General features: G+C 73.9%; 18 protein-coding genes. 12 read left to right on the top strand and 6 right to left on the bottom strand.

Annotation, left to right across the window (positions count from 1 at the left end):
- From ACFVVA_RS40915 to ACFVVA_RS40905, 3 genes are all read left to right on the top strand, one after another.
- On the top strand, positions 1–759 hold a 759-nt coding region (locus ACFVVA_RS40915), incomplete at its 5' end, for an acyl-CoA dehydrogenase family protein (protein ID WP_387695765.1).
- A 160-nt stretch (positions 760–919) separates the two neighbouring features.
- Positions 920–1786 (top strand): oxidoreductase, encoded by an 867-nt coding sequence (locus tag ACFVVA_RS40910; RefSeq protein WP_387695764.1) that lies wholly within the window; start codon positions 920–922, stop codon positions 1784–1786.
- A 127-nt stretch (positions 1787–1913) separates the two neighbouring features.
- Complete coding sequence (locus ACFVVA_RS40905; protein WP_387695763.1) at positions 1914–2411, top strand: GNAT family N-acetyltransferase; 498 nt, start codon at positions 1914–1916, stop codon at positions 2409–2411.
- On the opposite strand, the gene ACFVVA_RS40900 is transcribed toward ACFVVA_RS40905, so the two are convergent.
- On the bottom strand, positions 2404–3000 hold the full coding sequence (locus tag ACFVVA_RS40900; RefSeq protein ID WP_387695762.1) for an NAD(P)H-dependent oxidoreductase: 597 nt from the start codon (positions 2998–3000) through the stop codon (positions 2404–2406). The genes ACFVVA_RS40905 and ACFVVA_RS40900 overlap by 8 nt on opposite strands.
- Before the next feature lie 124 nt (positions 3001–3124).
- Here ACFVVA_RS40900 and ACFVVA_RS40895 point away from each other — a divergent pair, with 124 nt between their 5' ends.
- Positions 3125–3778 carry a class I SAM-dependent DNA methyltransferase gene (locus ACFVVA_RS40895; RefSeq protein ID WP_387695761.1) on the top strand — a complete coding sequence of 218 codons (654 nt, stop codon included), beginning with the start codon at positions 3125–3127 and terminating at the stop codon, positions 3776–3778.
- Positions 3779–3839: 61 nt separating this feature from the next.
- On the opposite strand, the gene ACFVVA_RS40890 is transcribed toward ACFVVA_RS40895, so the two are convergent.
- Positions 3840–4223, bottom strand: a complete 384-nt coding sequence (locus ACFVVA_RS40890; protein WP_359910136.1) for a MerR family transcriptional regulator — start codon at positions 4221–4223, stop codon at positions 3840–3842.
- Between the two features lie 164 nt (positions 4224–4387).
- Between ACFVVA_RS40890 and ACFVVA_RS40885 the strand changes: the two genes are divergently transcribed.
- Together ACFVVA_RS40885 and ACFVVA_RS40880 are read left to right on the top strand one after the other, a co-directional pair.
- A complete protein-coding gene (locus tag ACFVVA_RS40885) occupies positions 4388–4882 on the top strand; it encodes a peptidylprolyl isomerase (protein WP_387695760.1) in 495 nt (164 codons plus the stop codon).
- Between the two features lie 272 nt (positions 4883–5154).
- The gene (locus ACFVVA_RS40880) at positions 5155–5733 is read left to right on the top strand and encodes a hypothetical protein (RefSeq protein ID WP_387695759.1); all 579 of its coding nucleotides are present in this window, start codon (positions 5155–5157) and stop codon (positions 5731–5733) included.
- 64 nt (positions 5734–5797) lie between these two features.
- Here ACFVVA_RS40880 and ACFVVA_RS40875 read toward each other — a convergent pair whose 3' ends face one another.
- Positions 5798–6283, bottom strand: coding sequence for a hypothetical protein (locus ACFVVA_RS40875; protein WP_387695758.1), 486 nt, complete (start codon positions 6281–6283; stop codon positions 5798–5800).
- Between the two features lie 38 nt (positions 6284–6321).
- Positions 6322–7689 carry an LCP family protein gene (locus tag ACFVVA_RS40870; protein WP_387695757.1) on the bottom strand — a complete coding sequence of 456 codons (1368 nt, stop codon included), beginning with the start codon at positions 7687–7689 and terminating at the stop codon, positions 6322–6324.
- 470 nt (positions 7690–8159) lie between these two features.
- On the opposite strand from ACFVVA_RS40870, the gene ssuE reads away from it, so the two are divergent.
- The 6 genes from ssuE (at position 8160) to ACFVVA_RS40840 (ending at position 16526) form a co-directional block, all read left to right on the top strand.
- Positions 8160–8714: an NADPH-dependent FMN reductase gene (gene ssuE, locus ACFVVA_RS40865; RefSeq protein WP_380355371.1), complete on the top strand. Its 555-nt coding sequence runs from the start codon at positions 8160–8162 to the stop codon at positions 8712–8714.
- A gap of 323 nt (positions 8715–9037) precedes the next feature.
- Positions 9038–9826 (top strand): ABC transporter ATP-binding protein, encoded by a 789-nt coding sequence (locus ACFVVA_RS40860; RefSeq protein ID WP_387695756.1) that lies wholly within the window; start codon positions 9038–9040, stop codon positions 9824–9826.
- A gap of 16 nt (positions 9827–9842) precedes the next feature.
- Positions 9843–12413: an ABC transporter permease gene (locus ACFVVA_RS40855; protein ID WP_387695766.1), complete on the top strand. Its 2571-nt coding sequence runs from the start codon at positions 9843–9845 to the stop codon at positions 12411–12413.
- A gap of 172 nt (positions 12414–12585) precedes the next feature.
- Positions 12586–14622, top strand: a complete 2037-nt coding sequence (locus tag ACFVVA_RS40850; RefSeq protein ID WP_387695755.1) for a hypothetical protein — start codon at positions 12586–12588, stop codon at positions 14620–14622.
- Between the two features lie 161 nt (positions 14623–14783).
- On the top strand, positions 14784–15824 hold the full coding sequence (locus tag ACFVVA_RS40845; protein WP_359910112.1) for a glycosyltransferase family 2 protein: 1041 nt from the start codon (positions 14784–14786) through the stop codon (positions 15822–15824).
- Between the two features lie 87 nt (positions 15825–15911).
- Positions 15912–16526 (top strand): acyltransferase, encoded by a 615-nt coding sequence (locus tag ACFVVA_RS40840; protein WP_387695754.1) that lies wholly within the window; start codon positions 15912–15914, stop codon positions 16524–16526.
- Between the two features lie 26 nt (positions 16527–16552).
- On the opposite strand, the gene ACFVVA_RS40835 is transcribed toward ACFVVA_RS40840, so the two are convergent.
- Both ACFVVA_RS40835 and ACFVVA_RS40830 read right to left on the bottom strand, forming a co-directional pair.
- On the bottom strand, positions 16553–18163 hold the full coding sequence (locus ACFVVA_RS40835; RefSeq protein ID WP_387695752.1) for an LCP family protein: 1611 nt from the start codon (positions 18161–18163) through the stop codon (positions 16553–16555).
- Positions 18164–18388: 225 nt separating this feature from the next.
- Positions 18389–19557 (bottom strand): LCP family protein (locus tag ACFVVA_RS40830; RefSeq protein WP_387695751.1); only part of this gene is annotated, 1169 nt, incomplete at its 5' end.

Here is a 19557-nt window from a genome sequence, read left to right as displayed (position 1 = left end):
CCGGAGGCGGGTTCGGACGCGGCGGGGATGCGGACCCGGGCGGTGCGCGACGGGGATTTCTGGGTGCTGAACGGGGTGAAGCGCTGGATCACCAACGCGGGGGTGTCGGAGTTCTACACGGTGATGGCCGTGACGGATCCGGAGAAGCGCTCGAAGGGGATCTCGGCGTTCGTGGTGGAGAAGGGCGACGAGGGGGTGTCGTTCGGTGCGCCGGAGAAGAAGCTGGGGATCAAGGGTTCGCCGACGCGTGAGGTGTACTTCGACAATGTGCGGATTCCGGCGGACCGGATGATCGGTGCGGAGGGGACGGGTTTCGCGACGGCGATGAAGACCTTGGACCACACGCGGGTGACGATCGCGGCGCAGGCGGTGGGGATCGCGCAGGGGGCGCTGGACTACGCGAACGGGTATGTGCGGGAGCGCCGGCAGTTCGGGAAGGCGATCGCCGAGTTCCAGGGGGTCCAGTTCATGCTGGCGGACATGGCGATGAAGCTGGAGGCGGCGCGGCAGCTGACGTACGCGGCGGCGGCGAAGTCGCAGCGCGGGGACGCGGATCTGACGTTCTTCGGTGCGGCGGCGAAGTGTTTCGCGTCGGACGCGGCGATGGAGATCACCACGGACGCGGTGCAGTTGCTGGGCGGGTACGGGTACACCCGGGACTACCCGGTGGAGCGGATGATGCGGGACGCGAAGATCACGCAGATCTACGAGGGCACCAACCAGGTCCAGCGGATCGTGATGGCCCGCAACCTCCCGTAACCCCACCCCGACGTACACCCACGGCCCCCGACCGCCTGTCCGCGGTCGGGGGCCGTATGTCGTCCGGCATCGAACCGTCCTGGACGCGGCCCCCGTGACGGTGTCATAAATGATCGTCAACTCATGGGCAGCACACGACGATTGCGAGAGATCGACGATCATGGGCAGCACCCCCGAGCAGCACCCCGCCGGCAAGGTCTGGCTGATCACCGGCGCCAACTCCGGCTTCGGCCGGGCGCTCACCGAGGCCGCGCTGGCGGCCGGCGACACCGTCGTGGCCGCCGCCCGGCGCCCCGAGACGCTGGCGGAGCCGGCCGCCGCGCACCCGGACCGGCTGTTCCCGGTCCGGCTGGACGTCACCGACCAGGAGCGGATCGCGGCCGTCGTCGCGGAGACCGTCCAGCGGCACGGCCGGATCGACGTCCTGGTCAACAACGCCGGGCGCGGGCTGATCGGCGCCGTCGAGGAGTCCACCGACCGCGAGCTGCGGGACCTGATGGAGCTGCACTTCTTCGGCCCGGCCGCACTCACCCGGGCCGTGCTGCCGCACCTGCGGGCCCGGGGCTCGGGCGCGGTGGTGCAGATGAGCAGCATGGGCGGCCGCTTCAGCTTCCCCGGGGTGGGCGCCTACTCGGCCACCAAGTTCGCACTGGAGGGGCTGTCCGAGGCGCTGGCCAAGGAGGTGGCCGGCTTCGGGGTCAAGGTGCTGATCGTCGAGCCCGGCGCGTTCCGGACCGGCTTCGCGGGCGGCGACGCGCTCGCCCACAGCGCCCCGATCGAGGCGTACGAGCCGCTCGTCGGCCCGGTCCGCACCGGGCTGCCGGACAGCGACGGCAAGCAGGCCGGCGACCCGGCGAGGGCCGCCGAGGCGATCCTGGCCGCGCTGGCCGCCGAGCACACCCCGCTGCGGCTCGCGCTCGGCAGCGACGCGGTGGACGGCGTCCTCGGCACCCTCGACGAGGCGCGGCGGGAGACCGAGACGTGGGCGGCGGTCGGCCGCGGCACCGACTTCCCGGCCGGCGAGTAGCCCACCGGCCGGCGGACGGCCCCGTCCACCGTCCACCGGGCGGTGGGTGGCCCCGCCCCCCGGTCGGCGGAGGGCCGCGACGAAAACCGCGCGACGGCGGGCAGCCGCGCTCCGTAGGCTGCCCGCCATGCCCTCCGCGCCCACCAGGCCCTCCGTGCTCAGCCTGGCCCCCATCACCCCCGAGAACGTCGACGCCGCCCTCGCCCTGCGGGTCCGCCCCGACCAGGAGGCCCTGGTGGCGCCGGTGGTGAAGTCGCTGGCCGAGGCGTACGCGTACGGGGAGGCCGCCTGGCCCCGGCTGATCCTGGACGACGGGCGGCCGGTCGGCTTCGTGATGGCCTTCTTCGACCTCACCTTCTACCCCGACCGCCCCGGCGACCGCCCCCGCTCCGGCCTGTGGCGGCTGCTGATCGACGCCGAGCGGCAGCGCGGCGGCTACGGCCGCTTCGCCGTCGAGCAGGTCTGCGCCGAGATCCGCCGCCGCGGCGGATCCCGCGTCACCGTCACCCACCACCCGGGCCCGGACGGCCCGGAGGAGTTCTACGCCCGTCTCGGCTTCCGCCCGACCGGCGAGCTGAGCGGCGGCCAGACCGTCGCCGAACTGGACCTCCCGCCGCTCAGCTGAGCAGCGCCGCGGCCTGCTCCCGGGCCTGTCGCAGCCAGCCGGCGCGCTCGGCGTCGGAGGAGTCGGTGACCGTGCGGAACACCGTCCGCCGTACCTCGGCGACCCCGACGTACGGCAGCACGCAGGCCGCCCAGATCCGCTCCAGCGGGTCGCCGAACTCCTCGCGCTCGCGGGCCTCCGGGGTGTCCGAGGTGTTCAGCACCAGCGCCCGGCCGGCCCGCAGCAGCCCGGCCGGCTCGCCGTCGGCCGTCCCGAGCTTGTACGCGACGCCGGGCGCCAGGACCCGCTGCACCCAGCCGGTGAGCACCGCGGGCGGCATGCCCCACCAGTTGGGGTGGATCAGCACCAGCGCGTCCAGGGCGGCCACCTCGGCGCGGTGCAGGGCGAGGACCGGATCCCCGGACCGCTCCGCCGCGGCCACCGTGCCGGTCTCCTCGGCGGCCAGCAGCGGCGCGAAGCCCTCCGCGTACAGGTCGTGGGCGCGCACCCGGCAGCCGCGCTCCCGCAGTTCGTCCACCACGGCCCCGTACAGCGCGTGGTTGAAGCTCCCCGGCCGCGGATGCGCCAGGTAGACCCCGATCGTGCTCATCTTCCGTCCCCCTCGGGCTGGTTGGCCGGACCGATGGTAGGCGCGTGCCCCGCTGTCGCGCACCCGGCGAGGATCCGCCGGACACGCCCCGGGTCCGGTCGGCCGCCCGGTAGGGTCCGGGGCCATGACCGAGCCGGACTTCCTCACCGAGACCAGGGCGTTCTACGACGCCGTCGCCGCCGAGTACACCGAGCTCTTCCGGGACGCGTTGGACCGCATGCCGATGGACCGGGCGATGCTGGGGCTCTTCGCCGACCTGGTCCGCGCCGAGCGGCCGGGCGGCAGGACGGCCGAACTCGGCTGCGGCCCGGGCCGGATGACCGGCCCGCTGCACCGGCTCGGCGTGGACGTGCACGGGATCGACCTCTCGCCGCGGATGGTCGAGCTCGCCCGGCAGGCCCACCCGGAGGTGCCGTTCAGCGTCGGTTCGATGTTCGACCTCCCCTTCCGGGACGGGGAGCTGACCGGCGTGGTGGCCTGGTACTCGATCATCCACACCCCGGCGGAGCGGCTGCCCGAGGTGTTCGCCGAGTGCGCCCGGGTGCTCGCCCCCGGCGGCCACCTGATGCTCGCCTTTCAGGTCGGCGACCGGCCGTCGCGCCAGGAGCGCCCCTTCGGCCACCCGGTGTCGCTGGACTTCCGCCGGCTGCGGCCGGAGCACGTCGAGGAGCTGGTGCGGGAGGCGGGCCTGGCGGTCACGTCCCGTACGGTCCGTGAGCCGGAGGGGGACGAGAAGACCCCGCAGGCCTGTCTGCTGGCCCGCAGGCCGAAGGGCTGAGGCCTCCGGCGGGCGTCCTGCCGTCCTGCGCGGCCTCCAGCGCGGTCTTCTACGCGGTCTTCTACGCGGCCTCGGACGAGGACGGCGGCTGCCCGGAGGCGGTCGCGATCACTTCGTCCAGCACCTCGCGGGAGCGCAGCAGGTCGCTGATCGTCCGGTCGATCCGTTCACGCTCCGCGGTGAGCTCCTCGACCAGCAGGGGGGTGGCGACCTCGTTCGGGCTGCCGTCGGAGTCCCGCATGCAGGGGAGGATCTTGTAGATGGTCCGGCTGTGCAGCCCGGCCGCGAACAGCTCCTGGATGTGCACCACCCGGTCGACGGCGGCCTCCGGGTACTCGCGGTGGCCGCCCTCGGTGCGGCGGGCGGCGAGCAGGCCCTGCTGCTCGTAGTAGCGCAGCGAGCGTTCGCTCACACCCGTCCGACGGGCCAGTTCGCCGATCCGCACGCCGTCCACCCCGTCCCCGTGCCGCACTGAGGCCTGAAACCTGACATCGATGTTAGCTTCCCGGTCGCGTCTCGGGGGGCGGAATCCGGATAACACAGCCGCGTCCGGCCGCGCCCGACCGGGGGCAGCGCGCGCCGAACAGGTGATCGTGCCATCATCCCTGCATGTCTTCCAACGTTTTCTTCGACATCACGATCAACGACGAGCCGGCCGGCCGGATCGTCTTCAAGCTGTACGACGACGTCGTTCCCAAGACCGCCCAGAACTTCCGCGAGCTGGCCACCGGCCAGAACGGCTTCGGCTACGCGGGCTCCGGCTTCCACCGCGTGATCCCGGCCTTCATGCTCCAGGGTGGTGACTTCACCAACCACAACGGCACCGGCGGCAAGAGCATCTACGGCGAGAAGTTCGCGGACGAGAACTTCCAGATCAAGCACGACCGCCCGGGCCTGCTGTCGATGGCCAACGCCGGCCGCAACACCAACGGCTCGCAGTTCTTCATCACCACCATCGTCACCGACTGGCTGGACGGCAAGCACGTCGTCTTCGGCGAGGTCCTGGAGGGCATGGACCTGGTCAAGAAGATCGAGGGCCTCGGCTCGCAGAGCGGCCGCACCTCGGCCAAGATCTCCATCGCCGCCTCCGGCGAGGTCAAGTAGTCGCCGCCGCCACTGGCGCGCACCGCCCCGGAGCGGGACGTCGGATCTTCCGGCCTCCCGCTCCGGGGCGGTTTCGTATCCGCTCGCCGTACCCGCCCCGGGCCCGTTCCCGCGCCGGGCCGCGGTGCGGCGGGCAGGGTAGCCGGGAGCGCCGCCGTCCGGGCCGGAACCGGGCAATCGTGCGGTCCTCCTTTGCCGGGGCCCTACGCTCGACTTCTCGGACACGGCCCAAGCCGCGGCCGAACTCGACTCTGCGGCAAGGTGGTTGACCGATGGTGGAGCAGGGCGCCGACGACGGCGAGGTGACCTTCGAACAGGTGACGGTGGTCTCCCTGGCCGGCTGCGAGCCGGTCGGCCCGGCGCGGTTCGCCGTCCGGGTCGTCCGCGAGGGCATGACCGTCAAGCGGGTGGCCGGCTACTGGGTGCGCTGGGACGAGCGGTGGGGCGCGGAGGAGGTCCGCCACCACGCCCGCTGGGTCGCGGACGAGGAGTACGTGCGGCCGGACACCGGCAGCCTGGACGGCACCCTCGCGGTGATGGTCGCCGCGTACTGGACGGATCCGACGGGCGCCTTCCCGCGCCGCCCGGGCACCGAGACGGTGGTGACCTTCCGGCCGGGCGAGACCGAGCACGAGCTGGTGCTGGAGCAGCCCGCCCCGGTCGTCCACGCCGCCGCGGCCCCGTACCGCCCGGCCTCGCTCTCGGTGCAGCTGACCCACGCGAGGTGGCTGAGCGGCGACGGGCAGCCGATCCACTACGGCTTCTCGGGCGCCACCGAGGCGGCCGGCGGCGAGGGGGAGTGGCTGGTCCGCTTCCCGGAGTGCGGCACCGGGCTGCTGCCGTTCGTCTAGGCCGGCCGGTTCCCGTACCGGTCCGTGCCCGTCCGGTCCGGTGCGTCCCGTGCGTCCGGCGCGTTCAGGAGGGGCTCGGGGCGGGCCGGGCCGGTGCCGGGCAGGTCCACCGGCCGCCCGTCCGCATCCCCACCTTGCGCGCCGGGACGCCGGCCCAGACCTCCCCGGGCCCGGTCGACCGGGTGAGTACCGCGTTGGCGCCGACGACGGTGCCCGCGCCGACGGTCAGCACGCCCTCCTTGCACACCACCTTGGCGCCGGCGCACAGCACCGCGCCGTCCTCGACGACCACCCGCCGCATCGCGCTCTCCTCCTGCGGTACCCACGGGTCGGCCCGGCCGATGGTCACGCCGTTGTAGAGCGTCACGCCGGCGCCGAGGGTGGTGTTCGGGTGCAGCACGGTGCCGAAGCCGCGGTGGAAGACGCGCAGTCCGGGCCCGATCTCGCAGGCGGCGGGCACCTCCATCCCGTAGAGCGCGAGCGCCTCCTGGACCAGGCGGCCCAGGAGGCGGTGGCGACGGCGGTGGATCAGCGCGGTGACGAGTGGCATCCACCCATTGTGTCGACGCGGTCGCACAAAGTCGCGGACTACTTGAAGTCCGGGACCGCAGTGTCGTTCTTGAATGCGGCGAAGAGCTGCTTGGACTTGTTGGCGTCCCACAGCACGGCGGACTCGCCGGTCTTGGTCCGGTAGTCCGGGTTGCCGATCGGCACGGTCAGCGACTTGCCGCTGCCGCCGTTGACGTCCTTCATGGCGAGGAAGAGCGAGCCGAGGTCGGTCAGGCCGCAGTCCTCGTCGACGATCAGGGTGCCGAGCGCCGAGTCGACCAGCGGGTAGAAGGTGAACGGGTTCATCAGGTTGCCGGGGGAGGCGGCCTGGTGGGCCAGCGCGCCTAGGAACTTCTGCTGGTTGCGCATCCGGCCGAGGTCCTGGTCGGCCATCTGGTGGCGCTGGCGGACGAAGGCCAGCGCCTGCTTGCCGGTGAGGGTCTGGTCGCCGGCCTTGAGGTCGAGGCCGGAGTCCTTGTCCTGGACGTCCTGGTCGATCTTCATCTCGACGCCGCCGATCGAGTCGACGATGCCGACGAAGCCGCCGAAGCCGATCTCGGCGTAGTGGTCGATCCGCAGGCCGGTGTTCTGTTCGACGGTCTGGACCAGCAGCCGGCCGCCGCCGTTGCCGAAGGCCGAGTTGATCTTCGCGGTGGTGCCCTTGACCGGCTTGCCGTTGCTGCCCGGGTGGTCGGGGATCGGCACCCAGGAGTCGCGCGGGATGCTCATCAGGGTGTTCCCGTTGTCCCCGACGTGCAGGATCATCATCGAGTCGCTGCGCTTGCCCTCGGTGTCGTGCCCGGTGTGCAGGTCGTCCTGCTCGGCGTCGGTGAGGCCCTGGCGGCTGTCGGAGCCGACGATCAGCCAGTTGGTGCCCTTGCCCGCGGCCGGGCGGCCGGGGTAGTCGGCGAGCACGTTCTCGTGGTTGAGCTTGGAGTCCGCCCAGAACCAGGTGGAGACGGCGGTCACCATGACGGCGATCAGCACGCCGAAGACCGACCACTTCACTATCCGCCGCCGCGGCCAGCGCCGGGCCTGGGCACCGGGCGGGCGGGTGCCGCCGGGCCCGCCGGGGCCACCGGGGCGGCCCTGGCCACCGGGCCCGCCGGGGCGGCCCTGACCGCCGGGGCCACCGGGTCCGCCGTGAGCACCGTGGCCTGCGGCGCCGCCGGGAGCGCCGCCGGGTGCGCCGGGACGGCCGCCGGGCGCGCCGGCCCCCTGCGGGGGGACGCCGCCGAGCCGGGAGGGCCCCGGCTGCCCGGGCTGTCGCGGCTGCCGTGGCGCGGCCGCCCCCGGCCCGCGCGGGTTCAGCGAGGACGGCAGCGGCGGCTCGGCCGCGCCGCCCCCGCCGCGTCCGCCGTACGGGTTCCCGCCGCCCCCCGGGCGGCCCTCCTGCCACGTGTTCATGCCGACGAGGATGCCCGACCCCGGTCGGGCTGACTCCCCCCGGGGGGTCCACCGGGCTTCTTGTAGCAGTTTTGATGCACGTACCGGATCGTTCCGCCGCAACGTCCGGACACCCCGTGTTCCAGCTGCTGAAACGTTTCTTGACCAGCGCGAACACAGCGTGTTTGCATTCCAGGCATGGATCAGCGTTGGGCACTCACGCGTCGGCGGTACGTCGACCTGCGGCGCGGTGTGGCCTGTTCGCTCTGTCGCGGCTGACGCGCGCCCGCCGAATCCCCGCACCCGCCGCACGTCCGCCGGCACGGCGTCCCCGCCGCACGTCCGCCGACACAGCGCCCCCGGTGCACGTCCGCCGGCACCGCTCCCGGCACCGCTCCCGGCACCGGCCCCCACCCGCGGCGCCTTCCCCCGCCGCACCCGGCCGGAACCCGCCGCACCGCGCCGCCCCGCTTCCACCCAGAGGTGAACCCATGGCCGTCGTCCTGTCCGTTTCCGGCTCCCCGTCCCCCACCTCCCGCACCACCCGCCTGCTGCGCCACGTCGACGCGCGGCTGGCGGAGCGCGGCCACCACGTCGTCCCCTTCGAGGCCCGCAGCCTGCCCGCGCACGCCCTGCTGTCGGGCGACTTCGACCACCCCGAGATCGTCGCCGTCACCGAGCTGTTCGCCCGCGCCGACGGCGTGGTCGTCGGCACCCCCGTCTACAAGGCCGCCTACTCGGGCCTGCTGAAGGCCCTGCTGGACGTGCTCCCGCAGTACGCGCTGGCCGGCAAGGCCGTCCTGCCGCTCGCCACCGGCGGCTCGCCCGCGCACGTCCTCGCGGTGGACTACGCGCTGCGCCCGGTGCTCAGCTCGATGGGCGCCGACCACATCACCCAGGGCTGGTTCGTGCTCGACCGCCACATCACCGCCCGGGAGGACGGGACGACCCTGGTGGAGCGCGAGACCGAAGCCCTGCTGGTCCCGGTCGTGGAGGGCTTCGCCACGGCCCTGGAGCGGCTGGCCGCAACCGCGCTGACGAGCTGACGGACCGCCGCCGCGGCCCGTACGGGGCGTCCCCGAGACGGGCCGCGGCTACCCCTAGGGGGAGCGGCGCCGCGGCCCGTAGAACCTTGGTTGAGCGGCTTCATTCCGGCGGATGAGGAGCCGGCGGCCGTCGGCTCCTAACGTGGTTCACACATCCCCACCCGCCAGGAAACGGCCCGATCGCGTCGGGTCCGGTGGCCAGGTCCACCGGGAGGGTGGAGACAACTCCCGGTCGAGGACTACCGCCTGCGCCATGTCATGAGGCGGGCGGGCCCGCGAGGCTGGGGGCCAACGGGTGAGCGCATCTTCCTTAGGAGAGTCCAGTGACGACGGCAGCAGCAGCCGTGTACGACCCCCAGCTTCCCGGCGGAGCGCCGGCCGTCGCCGCGTCGGCCCGTCAGGTCACCAAGGCGTACGGTTCGGGCGAGACCAGGGTGACCGCGCTCGACTCCGTCGACGTGGACATCCAGCGCGGCCGGTTCACCGCGATCATGGGCCCCTCGGGCTCCGGCAAGTCCACCCTGATGCATTGCCTGGCGGGCCTCGACACGGTCACCTCCGGCCGGATCCGGATCGGCGACGCCGAGATCACCGGCCTCAAGGACAAGCAGCTCACCAGACTCCGGCGCGACAAGATCGGCTTCATCTTCCAGGCGTTCAACCTGCTTCCGACCCTGAGCGCGCTGGAGAACATCACGCTCCCGATGGACATCGCCGGTCGCAGGCCCGACCAGGCCTGGCTGGACCAGGTGGTGGAGACGGTCGGCCTGTCCGGCCGGCTCAAGCACCGCCCCTCCCAGCTCTCCGGCGGCCAGCAGCAGCGCGTCGCGGTGGCCCGGGCGCTGGCCGCCCGCCCCGAGATCATCTTCGGGGACGAGCCCACCGGGAACCTGGACTCCCGCTCCGGCGCCGAGGTGCTGACCTTCCTGCGCCGCTCGGTGGACGAGCTGGGCCAGACCATCGTGATGGTCACCCACGACCCGGTCGCCGCCGGCTACGCGGACCGCGTGCTCTTCCTCGCCGACGGCGTGATCGTGGACGAGATGTACGCGCCCACCGCCGACTCCGTCCTCGAACGCATGCGCCGTTTCGACGGCAAGCGCACCAGCTGAGCGGCGGGACGACACCATCATGCTGCTCAAGACCTCACTGCGGAGCTTCTTCGCCCACAAGGGCCGGATGGCGCTCTCGCTCATCGCCGTCGTGCTGTCGGTGGCCTTCGTCTCCGGCACCCTGGTGTTCTCCAACACCGCCACCGGCACCTTCGACAAGCTCTTCGCCGCGACCTCCTCCGACGTCTCGGTCAATCCGCCCAAGCCGGCCGAGGACGAGGAGCAGCAGGCCGCCGTCAAGCCGCCGACCGTCCCGGTCGCGCTGGAGCGGCAGGTCGCCGCGCTGCCCGGGGTGAAGAGCGCCGTCGGCCAGGTCCTGGTCGAGAACGCCGTGCTGATCGACCCGGCCACCAACAAGCTGGTCGGCCCGACCACCGGCGCGCCCACCCTGGTCGGCAGCTGGACGGACACCCCGGCCAACCCGCTGAAGGTCACCTCCGGCCGCACACCGCGCGGCCCGACCGAGCTGCTGCTGGACGCGGACACCGTGAAGAAGGCCAAGCTCGGCCTCGGCGGCCGGCTCAGGGTCGAGAACCCCCTCGGCCGGCACGACTTCACCATCGTCGGCATCGGCACCTTCACCACCACCAACCCGGGCGCGGCGCTCGCGTTCCTGGACACCGCGACCGCCCAGCAGGTGCTGCTCGGCGAGCAGGCCTTCAGCACCGTCGAGGCGTACGGCGACGGCAGCCGCGGCAACGACCGGCTCAAGGCGGACGTGCAGTCCGCGCTCGGCGGCGGGTACCTGGTGAAGACGGCGGCCGAGCAGAAGGCGGACCGCACCGAGCAGGTCGGCAAGGGCCTGGACTTCATGAAGTACGCGATGCTCGGCTTCGCCTTCGTCTCGGCGATCGTCGGCGCGTTCCTGATCGTCAACACCTTCTCGATGCTGGTCGCCCAGCGCACCCGGGAGATCGGCCTGCTGCGCGCCATCGGCGGCAGCCGGCGGCAGGTCAACCGCTCGGTGCTGGTCGAGGCGCTGATCCTGGGCGTGCTCGGCTCGACCCTCGGGGTCGCGGCCGGCCTGGGCGTGGCGGTCGGCCTGATCAAGCTGATGACCGCGATCGGCATGGACCTGGAGGCGGCCGACCTGCGGATCGGGCCGGACGTGTTCGTCGCCGGGTACGCGCTGGGCATCGTGGTCACCCTGGTCGCGGCCTGGTTCCCGGCCCGCCGGGCGAGCCGGATCTCGCCGATGGCCGCCCTGCGCGACCACGGCACGCCGACCGAGGGCCGCGCCAACCTGGTCCGTACCGTCCTCGGCCTGCTGCTGACGGCCGGCGGCGGCGCCCTGCTGGTGCTCGGCGCGCGGGCGGAGAAGGCGGCCACCGGCGGCCAGTACCTGGGCCTGGGCGTGGTGCTCACCCTGATCGGCTTCGTGGTGCTCGGCCCGCTGCTGGCCTCGGCCGTCGTCCGGGTGCTCGGCGCGCTGCTGCCGGCGCTGTTCGGGCCGTCCGGCAAGCTCGCCCAGCGCAACGCGATGCGCAACCCGCGCCGCACCGGCGCCACCGCCGCCGCGCTGATGATCGGCCTGGCGCTGGTGATCGCCTCCGCGGTGTTCAGCTCCTCGGCCGTCACCTCGACCAGCGCGCAGATCGACAAGTCGGTGGGCGCGGACTACATCATCTCCGGGGGCCGCACCGCGATCACGCCCGAGATGCTGGAGGCCGTCGAGCGGACCCCGGGCATCGACCACATCACCACCCAGCGGTTCTTCGCCGCCAAGGTCCGGCTGTCGGACGGGCAGCAGGCCAAGACCCCGCTGACCGCGGTCCCGCCGTCCTTCTTCGGCACCGACTTCCGGCCGACCGTCGACTCCGGCGCGGTGGACTCGCTCCAGCGCGGCTCGCTGGGGATTGGCGCCGCCTTCGCCAAGGACCACAACCTGAAGGTCGGCGACCAGGTCACCGTCGACTACGGCCAGGGCCGCACCCAGGCGCTGCCGGTCGGCGCGGTCCTCGGCAAGGGCGACCTGTTCGGCGGCGGCTCCTTCGTCGCCGTGGACACCATGGCGAAGGCCGTCCCGGCCGCCGAGCAGCCGCCGGTGTGGACCTTCTTCGCCAAGGCCGCCCAGGGCGCCGACGTCCAGAAGACGCTGACCGCGCTGGAGGACGGGCTGAAGGAGTACCCGCAGCTGACCATCAAGGACCGGGCCGGCTACAAGGAACTCGCCCAGTCCCAGATCAACACCCTGCTCTACCTGATCTACGGGCTGGTCGCCCTCTCGATCACGGTCGCGGTGCTCGGCGTGGTCAACACCCTGGCGCTGTCGGTGGTCGAGCGGACCCGCGAGATCGGCCTGCTGCGGGCGATCGGGCTGTCCCGCCGCCAGCTGCGCCGGATGATCCGGCTGGAGTCCGTGGTGATCGCGCTGTTCGGCGCCGTCCTCGGCACCGGGCTGGGGCTCGCCTGGGGCGTCACCGTCCAGGGCGTGCTGCGGGACCAGGGCCTGGGGACGCTCTCCGTCCCGACCACCATGGTGGCGATCACGCTGGTCTCCTCGGTGCTGATCGGCCTGTTCGCCGCACTCGTCCCGGCCTTCCGGGCCGGACGCATGAACGTCCTCGCGGCCATCGCGACGGACTGAGCCGGCTCCGGGGTCGCCGGGCCCCGGAGCACGGGGGAACGGGGGAACGGGGGGGAACGGGGGACCGGGGCCGGGTGCGCACAGCACCCGGCCCCGGTGCCGTTCCCCGCCCCTTGCCGGGAGGCCGCCGCCGAGGCGCGTTCCGTTTCCCCCGGGCTGGGATGATCGTCCGATGTTCCCCTCGGACGCCCCGCCGCTGCCCAGCGCCGCGCCCCTCACCAGTGCCGCCGCCACCCGCTGGCGCGCCGCCCGGACCGCCTGGCGGCTGGACAGCCGGTGGCTCGCGCTGCTGCCGATCGCCTTCCTGGCCCTGGCCGCCGCGGTGGAGCCGGACAGCGGAGGGGCCTGCAACGCCCAGGGCATCTGCCGGGAGACCTGGGGCGAGACCCTGGCCCTCTGGACGCTGCTGGCCGAGGCCGTCCTGCTGGTCGGCCGGCCCCGCGTCCGGCCGCTCGTCCCGGTCGCCGCCCTGGCCCTGTTCTGGTACCTCCCGAACGGCCTGGTCACCCCGCTCGCCCGCTGGTCCGCCGTGCTGCTGCACCTGCTGCTGGCCGCCGTCCTGATCGGCGCCGACCTCGGCCGCCGCCGCGCCCGCCACCAGCTCGACGAACTGATGGCCCCGCCCGTCCCCTTCCCCTGGACGGCCGCCGGCGCGCCCTCGCCCGTCCACCCCCCGCACGCGCCGGTCGGGCGGCGGGTGCTCGGCGCGCTGTTCCTGGTCGCCGCCGCCGCGCTGCCGCTGTACGGCCTGTGGGCGCAGTCCCAGCAGGAGGAGCGGGACGGCGCGGCCGTGCGGGTCACCGGCACCGCGGGGGAGTACGACCGGGACGGCCTGCTGACCGTCCACTACCAGGACCCCCGCCGCGGAGACGTGACGGTCGCCGCGCCGCCCGGCGCCGCCGCCGGGCCCACCGCGAAGCTGGACGTGTGGTGGGCCGAGCGACCGCAGCCGGGCCAGGCGATCCCGCTGCTGCTGGACGGCGACCGGGTCCGCGCGCTGGGCGACGACTACGACCTGTCCGGCGAGGCGCTCCTCGGCGGCCTGCTCGCCCTGCCCGGCCTGCTGCTGCTCGGCTCCGCCCTGGCCCACGACGCCCGCCGCACCCGGCCCGGCTTCGAGGGCACCGCTCCCGCCCTGGCCGTCCGGGTCCGGGCCGACGCCCAGGGCGACCTGCTGGTGCTCCCGGTGGACGGCCCGGCGGACGGGCCCGCGCTGTGGCGGCTGAAGGAGTGGGAGCGCTACTACTGGGCCAGGGAGGGCCACCCGGACATGCCGGACCGCCCGGGCCCCGGCTGGCTGCCCGAGCACCCCGACCTGGAGGACGACGAGGAGGACTGCCCCGAGCCGGAACCGCGGCACGACCCGGCCGAGGAGGAGTACGGCGAGCTCGTCGAGCGCGCCACCCCGGACCAGGCCGCCGCCCGGCTGGCCCGGGCCGGCCGCAGCGTCCCGGCCGTGCTGTACCGCGGCCCGGACGGCCCCGACCAGCAGCTCCTGGTCCGCCCGGCCCTGCTGGACGGCGACCCGCACCGGGTGGCCTCCGTCGTCGCCGCCGTCGCCCGGGCCCCGCGGCTCGGCCGGCGCTCCGGGCGCTACCGCGAGCGCGAGCTGGCCGTCGCCGCGCTGACCGCCGAGACCGTCGCCGCCGCCCCCGAGGCCGGCTCGGACGCCCGGCCGCTGGACGCCTGCCGCTGGGAGATGCCGCTGCCGCTGCGCGCGGCGGCCGGACCGCTGGCGGCGCTGTTGGTCGTCGCCGCCGTCGTGCTCCTCGACGACGACGGCTGGTGGGAGGGGCTGGTGCGCCCGCTGTGGATCGGCTCGCTGGCGATCCACGCCTGCGCCCAGACGTTCTCCTGGCAGCTGGTGGCCGACCGCGACGGCCTGCGGGTGGCCACCGCGCTGCGCACCCGCAGCTACCGCTGGGCGGAGATCTCGGCGGCGGCGGTGCACCGGAGCCTGCTGACGATCCGGCTGCGCGGCGGCCGGGAGTTCTCCTTCTTCAGCCGACCGGCGGCCCGGCTGGCCGCCTTCTTCGGCGGGCAGTACGACCCGGCGGCGGTGGCCCGGACCGTCGCCACCGCCGCCCACCGCCCCGACCTGCGGCCGGCGCAGGCCCTGCCGGACCGGCTGGGCGGCCCCCAGCACCTGGTGAACCGGCTCGCGCTGACCGGTTACGCGGTGTTCACCGTCGCTCACTACGCACTCTGAACCCACCCCGGACCGGCACCGGATCCACACCGCTTCCGGCCCGCACATAAGGGGGAGTACGGTGTTCTTGATCACAGCACCGGTGCCGCGCCGCGAGGCGTCCCCGGCCGCCCAGACCGGGACAAGACGGGGACGCGTCCGCACCGGTACGGTTGGCCCCGATGAACACCAAGGCTGCTGAGGAGCTGCCGGCTGTTTCCGTGATCATGCCGGTGCTCAACGAGGAACGTCACCTGCGCACGGCGGTCCGCCGCATCCTGGACCAGGAGTATCCCGGGCCGATGGAGGTGGTGATCGCCCTCGGTCCCTCCACCGACCGCACCGCGGAGATCGCGGCCGAGCTGGTGGCCGAGGACCCGCGGGTGCGGACGGTGGCGAACCCCACCGGCCGGACGCCGGCCGGGCTGAACGCCGCGATCCGGGGCTCACGGCACCCGATAGTCGTGCGCGTGGACGGCCACGGCCTGCTCACCCCCGGCTACATCACCACGGCGGTCCGGCTGCTCGGCGAGATGGAGGCGGCCAACGTCGGCGGCATCATGCACGCCGAGGGCGAGACCGAGTGGGAGCACGCGGTCGCCGCCGCGATGACCTCCAAGATCGGCGTCGGGAACGCGGCCTTCCACACCGGCGGCCTGGCCGGCCCGGCGGACACCGTCTACCTCGGGGTGTTCCGGCGCGAGGTGCTGGAGAAGCTCGGCGGCTACAACGAGGAGTTCATCCGCGCCCAGGACTGGGAGCTGAACTACCGGATCCGCCAGGACGGCGGCCTGGTCTGGTTCACCCCGCAGCTCAAGGTGACGTACCGGCCCCGCCCCTCGGTGCGGGCGCTGGCCAAGCAGTACAAGGACTACGGCCGCTGGCGCCGGGTGGTCACCCGCTACCACCGCGGCTCGGTCAACATGCGCTACCTCGCCCCGCCGGCCGCGCTGGCGGCGGTCGTCCTCGGGCTGGTGCTCGGCGCCGCCGTCCACCCCGCCTTCCTGGCGGTGCCCGGCGCGTACCTGATGGGCATCCTCGGCGGCGCCGCGGTCGAGGGCCGGGGGCTGTCGTTCAAGGCCAGGGCGCTGCTGCCGGTGGCCTTCGCGACCATGCACCTCAGCTGGGGCTTCGGCTTCCTGACCTCTCCGCGCTCGCTGGCCCGAAGAGTGATCGCCAGCGTCGGCCCGTCCTCCAAGGACGTGCTCTCGAAGACCGGTTGATCCTGGGGCGTGCCGGACACGCCCTGGCGCCCGCTGATTCGTCCCGGCAGCCCGCGGTGCCGTGCGGCGCCGCTATCGTCGGTGCGCATGGCGACAGTTGAGGACGGGGCGGGTGCGGCCCGGATCGAGCCGAGCGCGGACGTCGACGAACGGGCCGCGATCGGTGCCGGGACGGCGGTCTGGCACCTCGCCCAGGTCCGCGAGGACGCGGTGGTCGGCGCGGACTGCGTGATCGGCCGCGGCGCGTACGTCGGCCCCGGCGTGCGGATCGGGGACCGGGTCAAGGTGCAGAACCACGCGCTGGTGTACGAGCCGGCGGTGGTCGAGGACGGGGTGTTCATCGGTCCGGCCGCCGTCCTCACCAATGACCGGTACCCCCGTGCGGTCACTCCCGAGGGCCGCCCCAAGGGCCAACACGACTGGCGGGCCGAGGGGGTGACGCTCCGTCAGGGCTGCTCGATCGGCGGCCGCGCGGTGCTGGTCGCCGGGGTGACGGTCGGCCGCTGGGCGCTGGTCGCGGCCGGCGCGGTGGTGCACCGGGACGTCCCGGACTTCGCGCTGGTCGCCGGTGTCCCGGCCCGCCGGATCGGCTGGGTCGGCCGGGCCGGCGAGCCGCTGCGGCCCACCGGGGACGGCGGCTGGCAGTGCCCCCGGACCTCCGAGCGCTACCGCGAGGAGGGCGGAACCCTCCTGCCCGGCTAGGCCCTGTCCGGCCGGACAGGACCTGGCTACTTGGCGCAGACGTCGGTGTCGTCCGCCTGGACCCGCTGGAGGTCCTCGGGCGCCTCGGTGGGCACCGCCGCCGGGTTGGCGGCGGCCAGCACGTCCTTGCCGAGCACCAGCACCAGCCCGCCCTTCGGGTCCGACTTCGCGGCCGGACGGACGGCGTCGCCGGGCAGGCCGAGGGCGGCGGCCAGGGCCTGGGCCTCGGCCTCCCGGCCGGACGGGTAGGACACCGTGGTGGTCTCGGCGGGCGGCGCGTCGCTGCCCACCACGGCCTTGTCGAAGCCCTTCGCCCGGAGCTTCTCCACGGTCGGCCCGGACTGTCCGCGGGTGCCGCTGCCGTTGCGCACCGTCAGCTGGACGCCCTTGCCGGAGACGGGCGGGGTGGTGGCGGCCGGGGCGGGCGGCGGGGTCGCGGCGCCGGTGGCCGGGGCCTCGGCGGCGGGCGGGTCGCTCGGCGGGGCGGCGGTCTCGGTCAGCGAGCGGTCGGCCGCCACCATCGCGAACAGCTGTCCGGCGTCCGGCTGCTTGAGGATCACCCGGTTCTCGTCCTTGGGGTCGTCCAGGACGGGCGCGGTGGTGAAGGTGATGTTCTTGGTGTCCACCTTGCTGATGTCCAGCGCGAGGTCCTTGAGCTTGTCCACGCTGCCGATGCCGGAGTCCACGGTGAGCGCCTTGGTGGCGGCGTCCGCGAGCTTGTAGAGCTTGGTCGGGCTGGTCAGGGTGTCGTCGCTCTTGATCTTGCGGATCATCGAGCTGATGAACTGCTGCTGGAGCGGGATCCGGGTGAGGTCGCCGCCCTGGCCGACCGCGTGCCGGGTGCGGACGAAAGCCAGCGCCTCCTCGCCCTGGACCACGTGCCGGCCCTTGGTCATCTTGAGGTGGGAGCCGGAGTCGTTGATGTCCTTGGCCGCGCAGACCTCGACCCCGCCGACGGCGGTGGACAGGGTCTTCACCGCCTCGAAGTTGACCTGCACGAAGTGGTCGACCCGGATCCCGGTGTTCTTCTCGACGGTCTTCCAGGTGCAGCCCGCGTCGCGCCCCTCCTGGCCGAGGCTGTTGTTGAACTCCTCCCGCGCCGAGCCCTGGATCTTCTTCCCCTGGGCGTTCTGGCACTCCGGGATCGGCAGCATCAGGTCGCGCGGGAGGCTGATCACCGTCGCGTTGGTGCGGTCCTTGGCGATGTGGAACAGCAGCGTGGTGTCGGCGTGCCCGGTGCTGCCCTCGTCGCCGTACTCCCGGCCGAGGCCCTCCCGGCTGTCCGTGCCGATCACCAGGATGTTCAGCGCGTCCCCGGCGGCCCGGGGCCGCTCGGACTCGTCGCCCAGCTGGACCTTGACCGAGGTCAGGTTGTCGTTGAAGTGCCGGTACAGGTAGTACGCCCCGCCGCAGCCCGCCACCATCACCAGGGCGCCCGCCCCGGCCGTCCACTTGAGCGCCCGTCGGCGCCGGCTGCGCTTGGCGAGCGCGGCCGCCCGCCGCCGGCTGTCCCGGCGGCCCTCCGGGGCCGGTGCCGCCGGTGCCGCCGGTGCCTCGCCGGCCCGCCGGCGCTGCCGGGGGACGCCGGGAGCCGGGTCGACCCGGTACCGGCCGCCTTCCGGTTGCTCCTCGTGCACGGGGGTTCCCTACCTTCGACCGGTCACGGCTGCGGACCGCCCGTACGGACGGGCCGATCCGGACACACTAGACGAGCCGAACGGGGGAGTCGTTCCCGGTGTGATCTCCGCCATGTTCCGGCAGGGCGGGGATAAATACCGCTCGTGGCCGAGCAATTGCGGAAACGTCCGGATCGGCCGACGGGGCCGGACCGGCGTGCACCGGCGCGGTCGGGGGCCGGCGGTTCAGTGCGGGGCGCAGGCGTCCACGTCGGCGGTGCGTCCCTCGAAGGTGGGCGCGGCGCTCGCGGAGGGTGACGCGGTCGCCGCCGCCGAGGCCGTCACCGCCGCAGCCACCTCGGCCGTCGGGCCCGCCCCCGGGCTGGCGCCCGGGGACGGGGACGGGCCCGACGAGGGCGAGGACCCGGGCGGCCGGACGGCGACCGGCCGGTCGTCCCGCAGCGCCGCGAACAACTGGCCGGTCTGCGGCTGCACGAACTCGTCCCGGTCCGAGTCGTAGCGGTACGGGCGGCGCGGCGCGGTCAGGAAGACCACGTCCGCCGAGGGGACGCCGCGCAGGTCCTGGGTGAGGTCGTACAGCGCGCCGAGCGAGGACAGCCCGCCGTCCGCCCGCACCGAGGAGGTCGCGGCGTCCAGCACCGGCCACAGCTTCGCCGGGTTCAGCAGCACGCCCTGCGACTGCGCCTTGCGGATCAGCGCGGCCAGGAACTGCTGCTGGCGGCCCATGCGTTGGGTGTCGCTGCCGTCGCCCAGGCTCTCCCGGGCCCGGACGTAGCCGAGCGCCTGCTCGCCGTGCAGGGTCTGCCGGCCGGCGGGCAGGTCGAGCCTGGCGTCCTTGTCGTGGATCGGCTGCGGCACGCACACCTCGACCCCGCCGATCGCGTCGACCATCGTCTTGAAGCCGCTGAAGTCGAGGATCACGTAGTGGTCGATCCGGATGCCGCTCAGCTTCTCGACGGTCCGGATCGAGCAGGCCGGACCGCCCGTCTCGAAGGCCCGGTTGAACTGCATCAGCGCGGGCTTGCTGCGGGTGCCGTCCGGCTTCTCGCAGGCGGGGACGGAGACCATGACGTCGCGCGGCACCGAGACCGCCGTCGCGTGCCCGCGGTCGGCGGCCAGGTGCAGCAGGATCGTGGTGTCCGAGCGCTCGGTGCCGCTCCCACCGCCGTACGAGCCGTTCGCGCCGGAGCGGTCGTCGCTGCCGATCAGCAGGATGTTCTCGGCACCCCGCGCCCCGGCGGTGCGGCTCGGCCGCTCGGCCTCCAGCCGGGCCAGCAGCCGGTCGGTGGCCGAGTCGGTGCGGATGTTGCCGTCCAGCTTGCGGTAGGCGATCCAGAGCAGCACGCCGGTGGCGACCAGCAGGAACGCGACGGCGCCGGCGGTGATCATCAACC

This window comes from Kitasatospora sp. NPDC058048 (assembly GCF_042885555.1).
Lineage (GTDB): Bacteria > Actinomycetota > Actinomycetes > Streptomycetales > Streptomycetaceae > Kitasatospora > Kitasatospora lactacystinica.
Note: the sequence above shows the minus strand (reverse complement) of the source record. Positions and strands in the feature narration are given on the sequence as shown.

Excerpts from the sequence above, each read along its gene's own strand:
- ACFVVA_RS40910 (WP_387695764.1), top strand. The coding sequence starts at position 920 with ATGGGCAGCACCCCCGAGCAGCACCCCGCCGGCAAGGTCTGGCTGATC.
- ACFVVA_RS40905 (WP_387695763.1), top strand. The coding sequence starts at position 1,914 with ATGCCCTCCGCGCCCACCAGGCCCTCCGTGCTCAGCCTGGCCCCCATC.
- ACFVVA_RS40900 (WP_387695762.1), bottom strand. The coding sequence starts at position 3,000 with ATGAGCACGATCGGGGTCTACCTGGCGCATCCGCGGCCGGGGAGCTTC.
- ACFVVA_RS40895 (WP_387695761.1), top strand. The coding sequence starts at position 3,125 with ATGACCGAGCCGGACTTCCTCACCGAGACCAGGGCGTTCTACGACGCC.
- ACFVVA_RS40885 (WP_387695760.1), top strand. The coding sequence starts at position 4,388 with ATGTCTTCCAACGTTTTCTTCGACATCACGATCAACGACGAGCCGGCC.
- ACFVVA_RS40880 (WP_387695759.1), top strand. The coding sequence starts at position 5,155 with ATGGTGGAGCAGGGCGCCGACGACGGCGAGGTGACCTTCGAACAGGTG.
- ACFVVA_RS40875 (WP_387695758.1), bottom strand. The coding sequence starts at position 6,283 with ATGCCACTCGTCACCGCGCTGATCCACCGCCGTCGCCACCGCCTCCTG.
- ACFVVA_RS40870 (WP_387695757.1), bottom strand. The coding sequence starts at position 7,689 with ATGAACACGTGGCAGGAGGGCCGCCCGGGGGGCGGCGGGAACCCGTAC.
- ssuE (WP_380355371.1), top strand. The coding sequence starts at position 8,160 with ATGGCCGTCGTCCTGTCCGTTTCCGGCTCCCCGTCCCCCACCTCCCGC.
- ACFVVA_RS40850 (WP_387695755.1), top strand. The coding sequence starts at position 12,586 with ATGTTCCCCTCGGACGCCCCGCCGCTGCCCAGCGCCGCGCCCCTCACC.
- ACFVVA_RS40845 (WP_359910112.1), top strand. The coding sequence starts at position 14,784 with ATGAACACCAAGGCTGCTGAGGAGCTGCCGGCTGTTTCCGTGATCATG.
- ACFVVA_RS40840 (WP_387695754.1), top strand. The coding sequence starts at position 15,912 with ATGGCGACAGTTGAGGACGGGGCGGGTGCGGCCCGGATCGAGCCGAGC.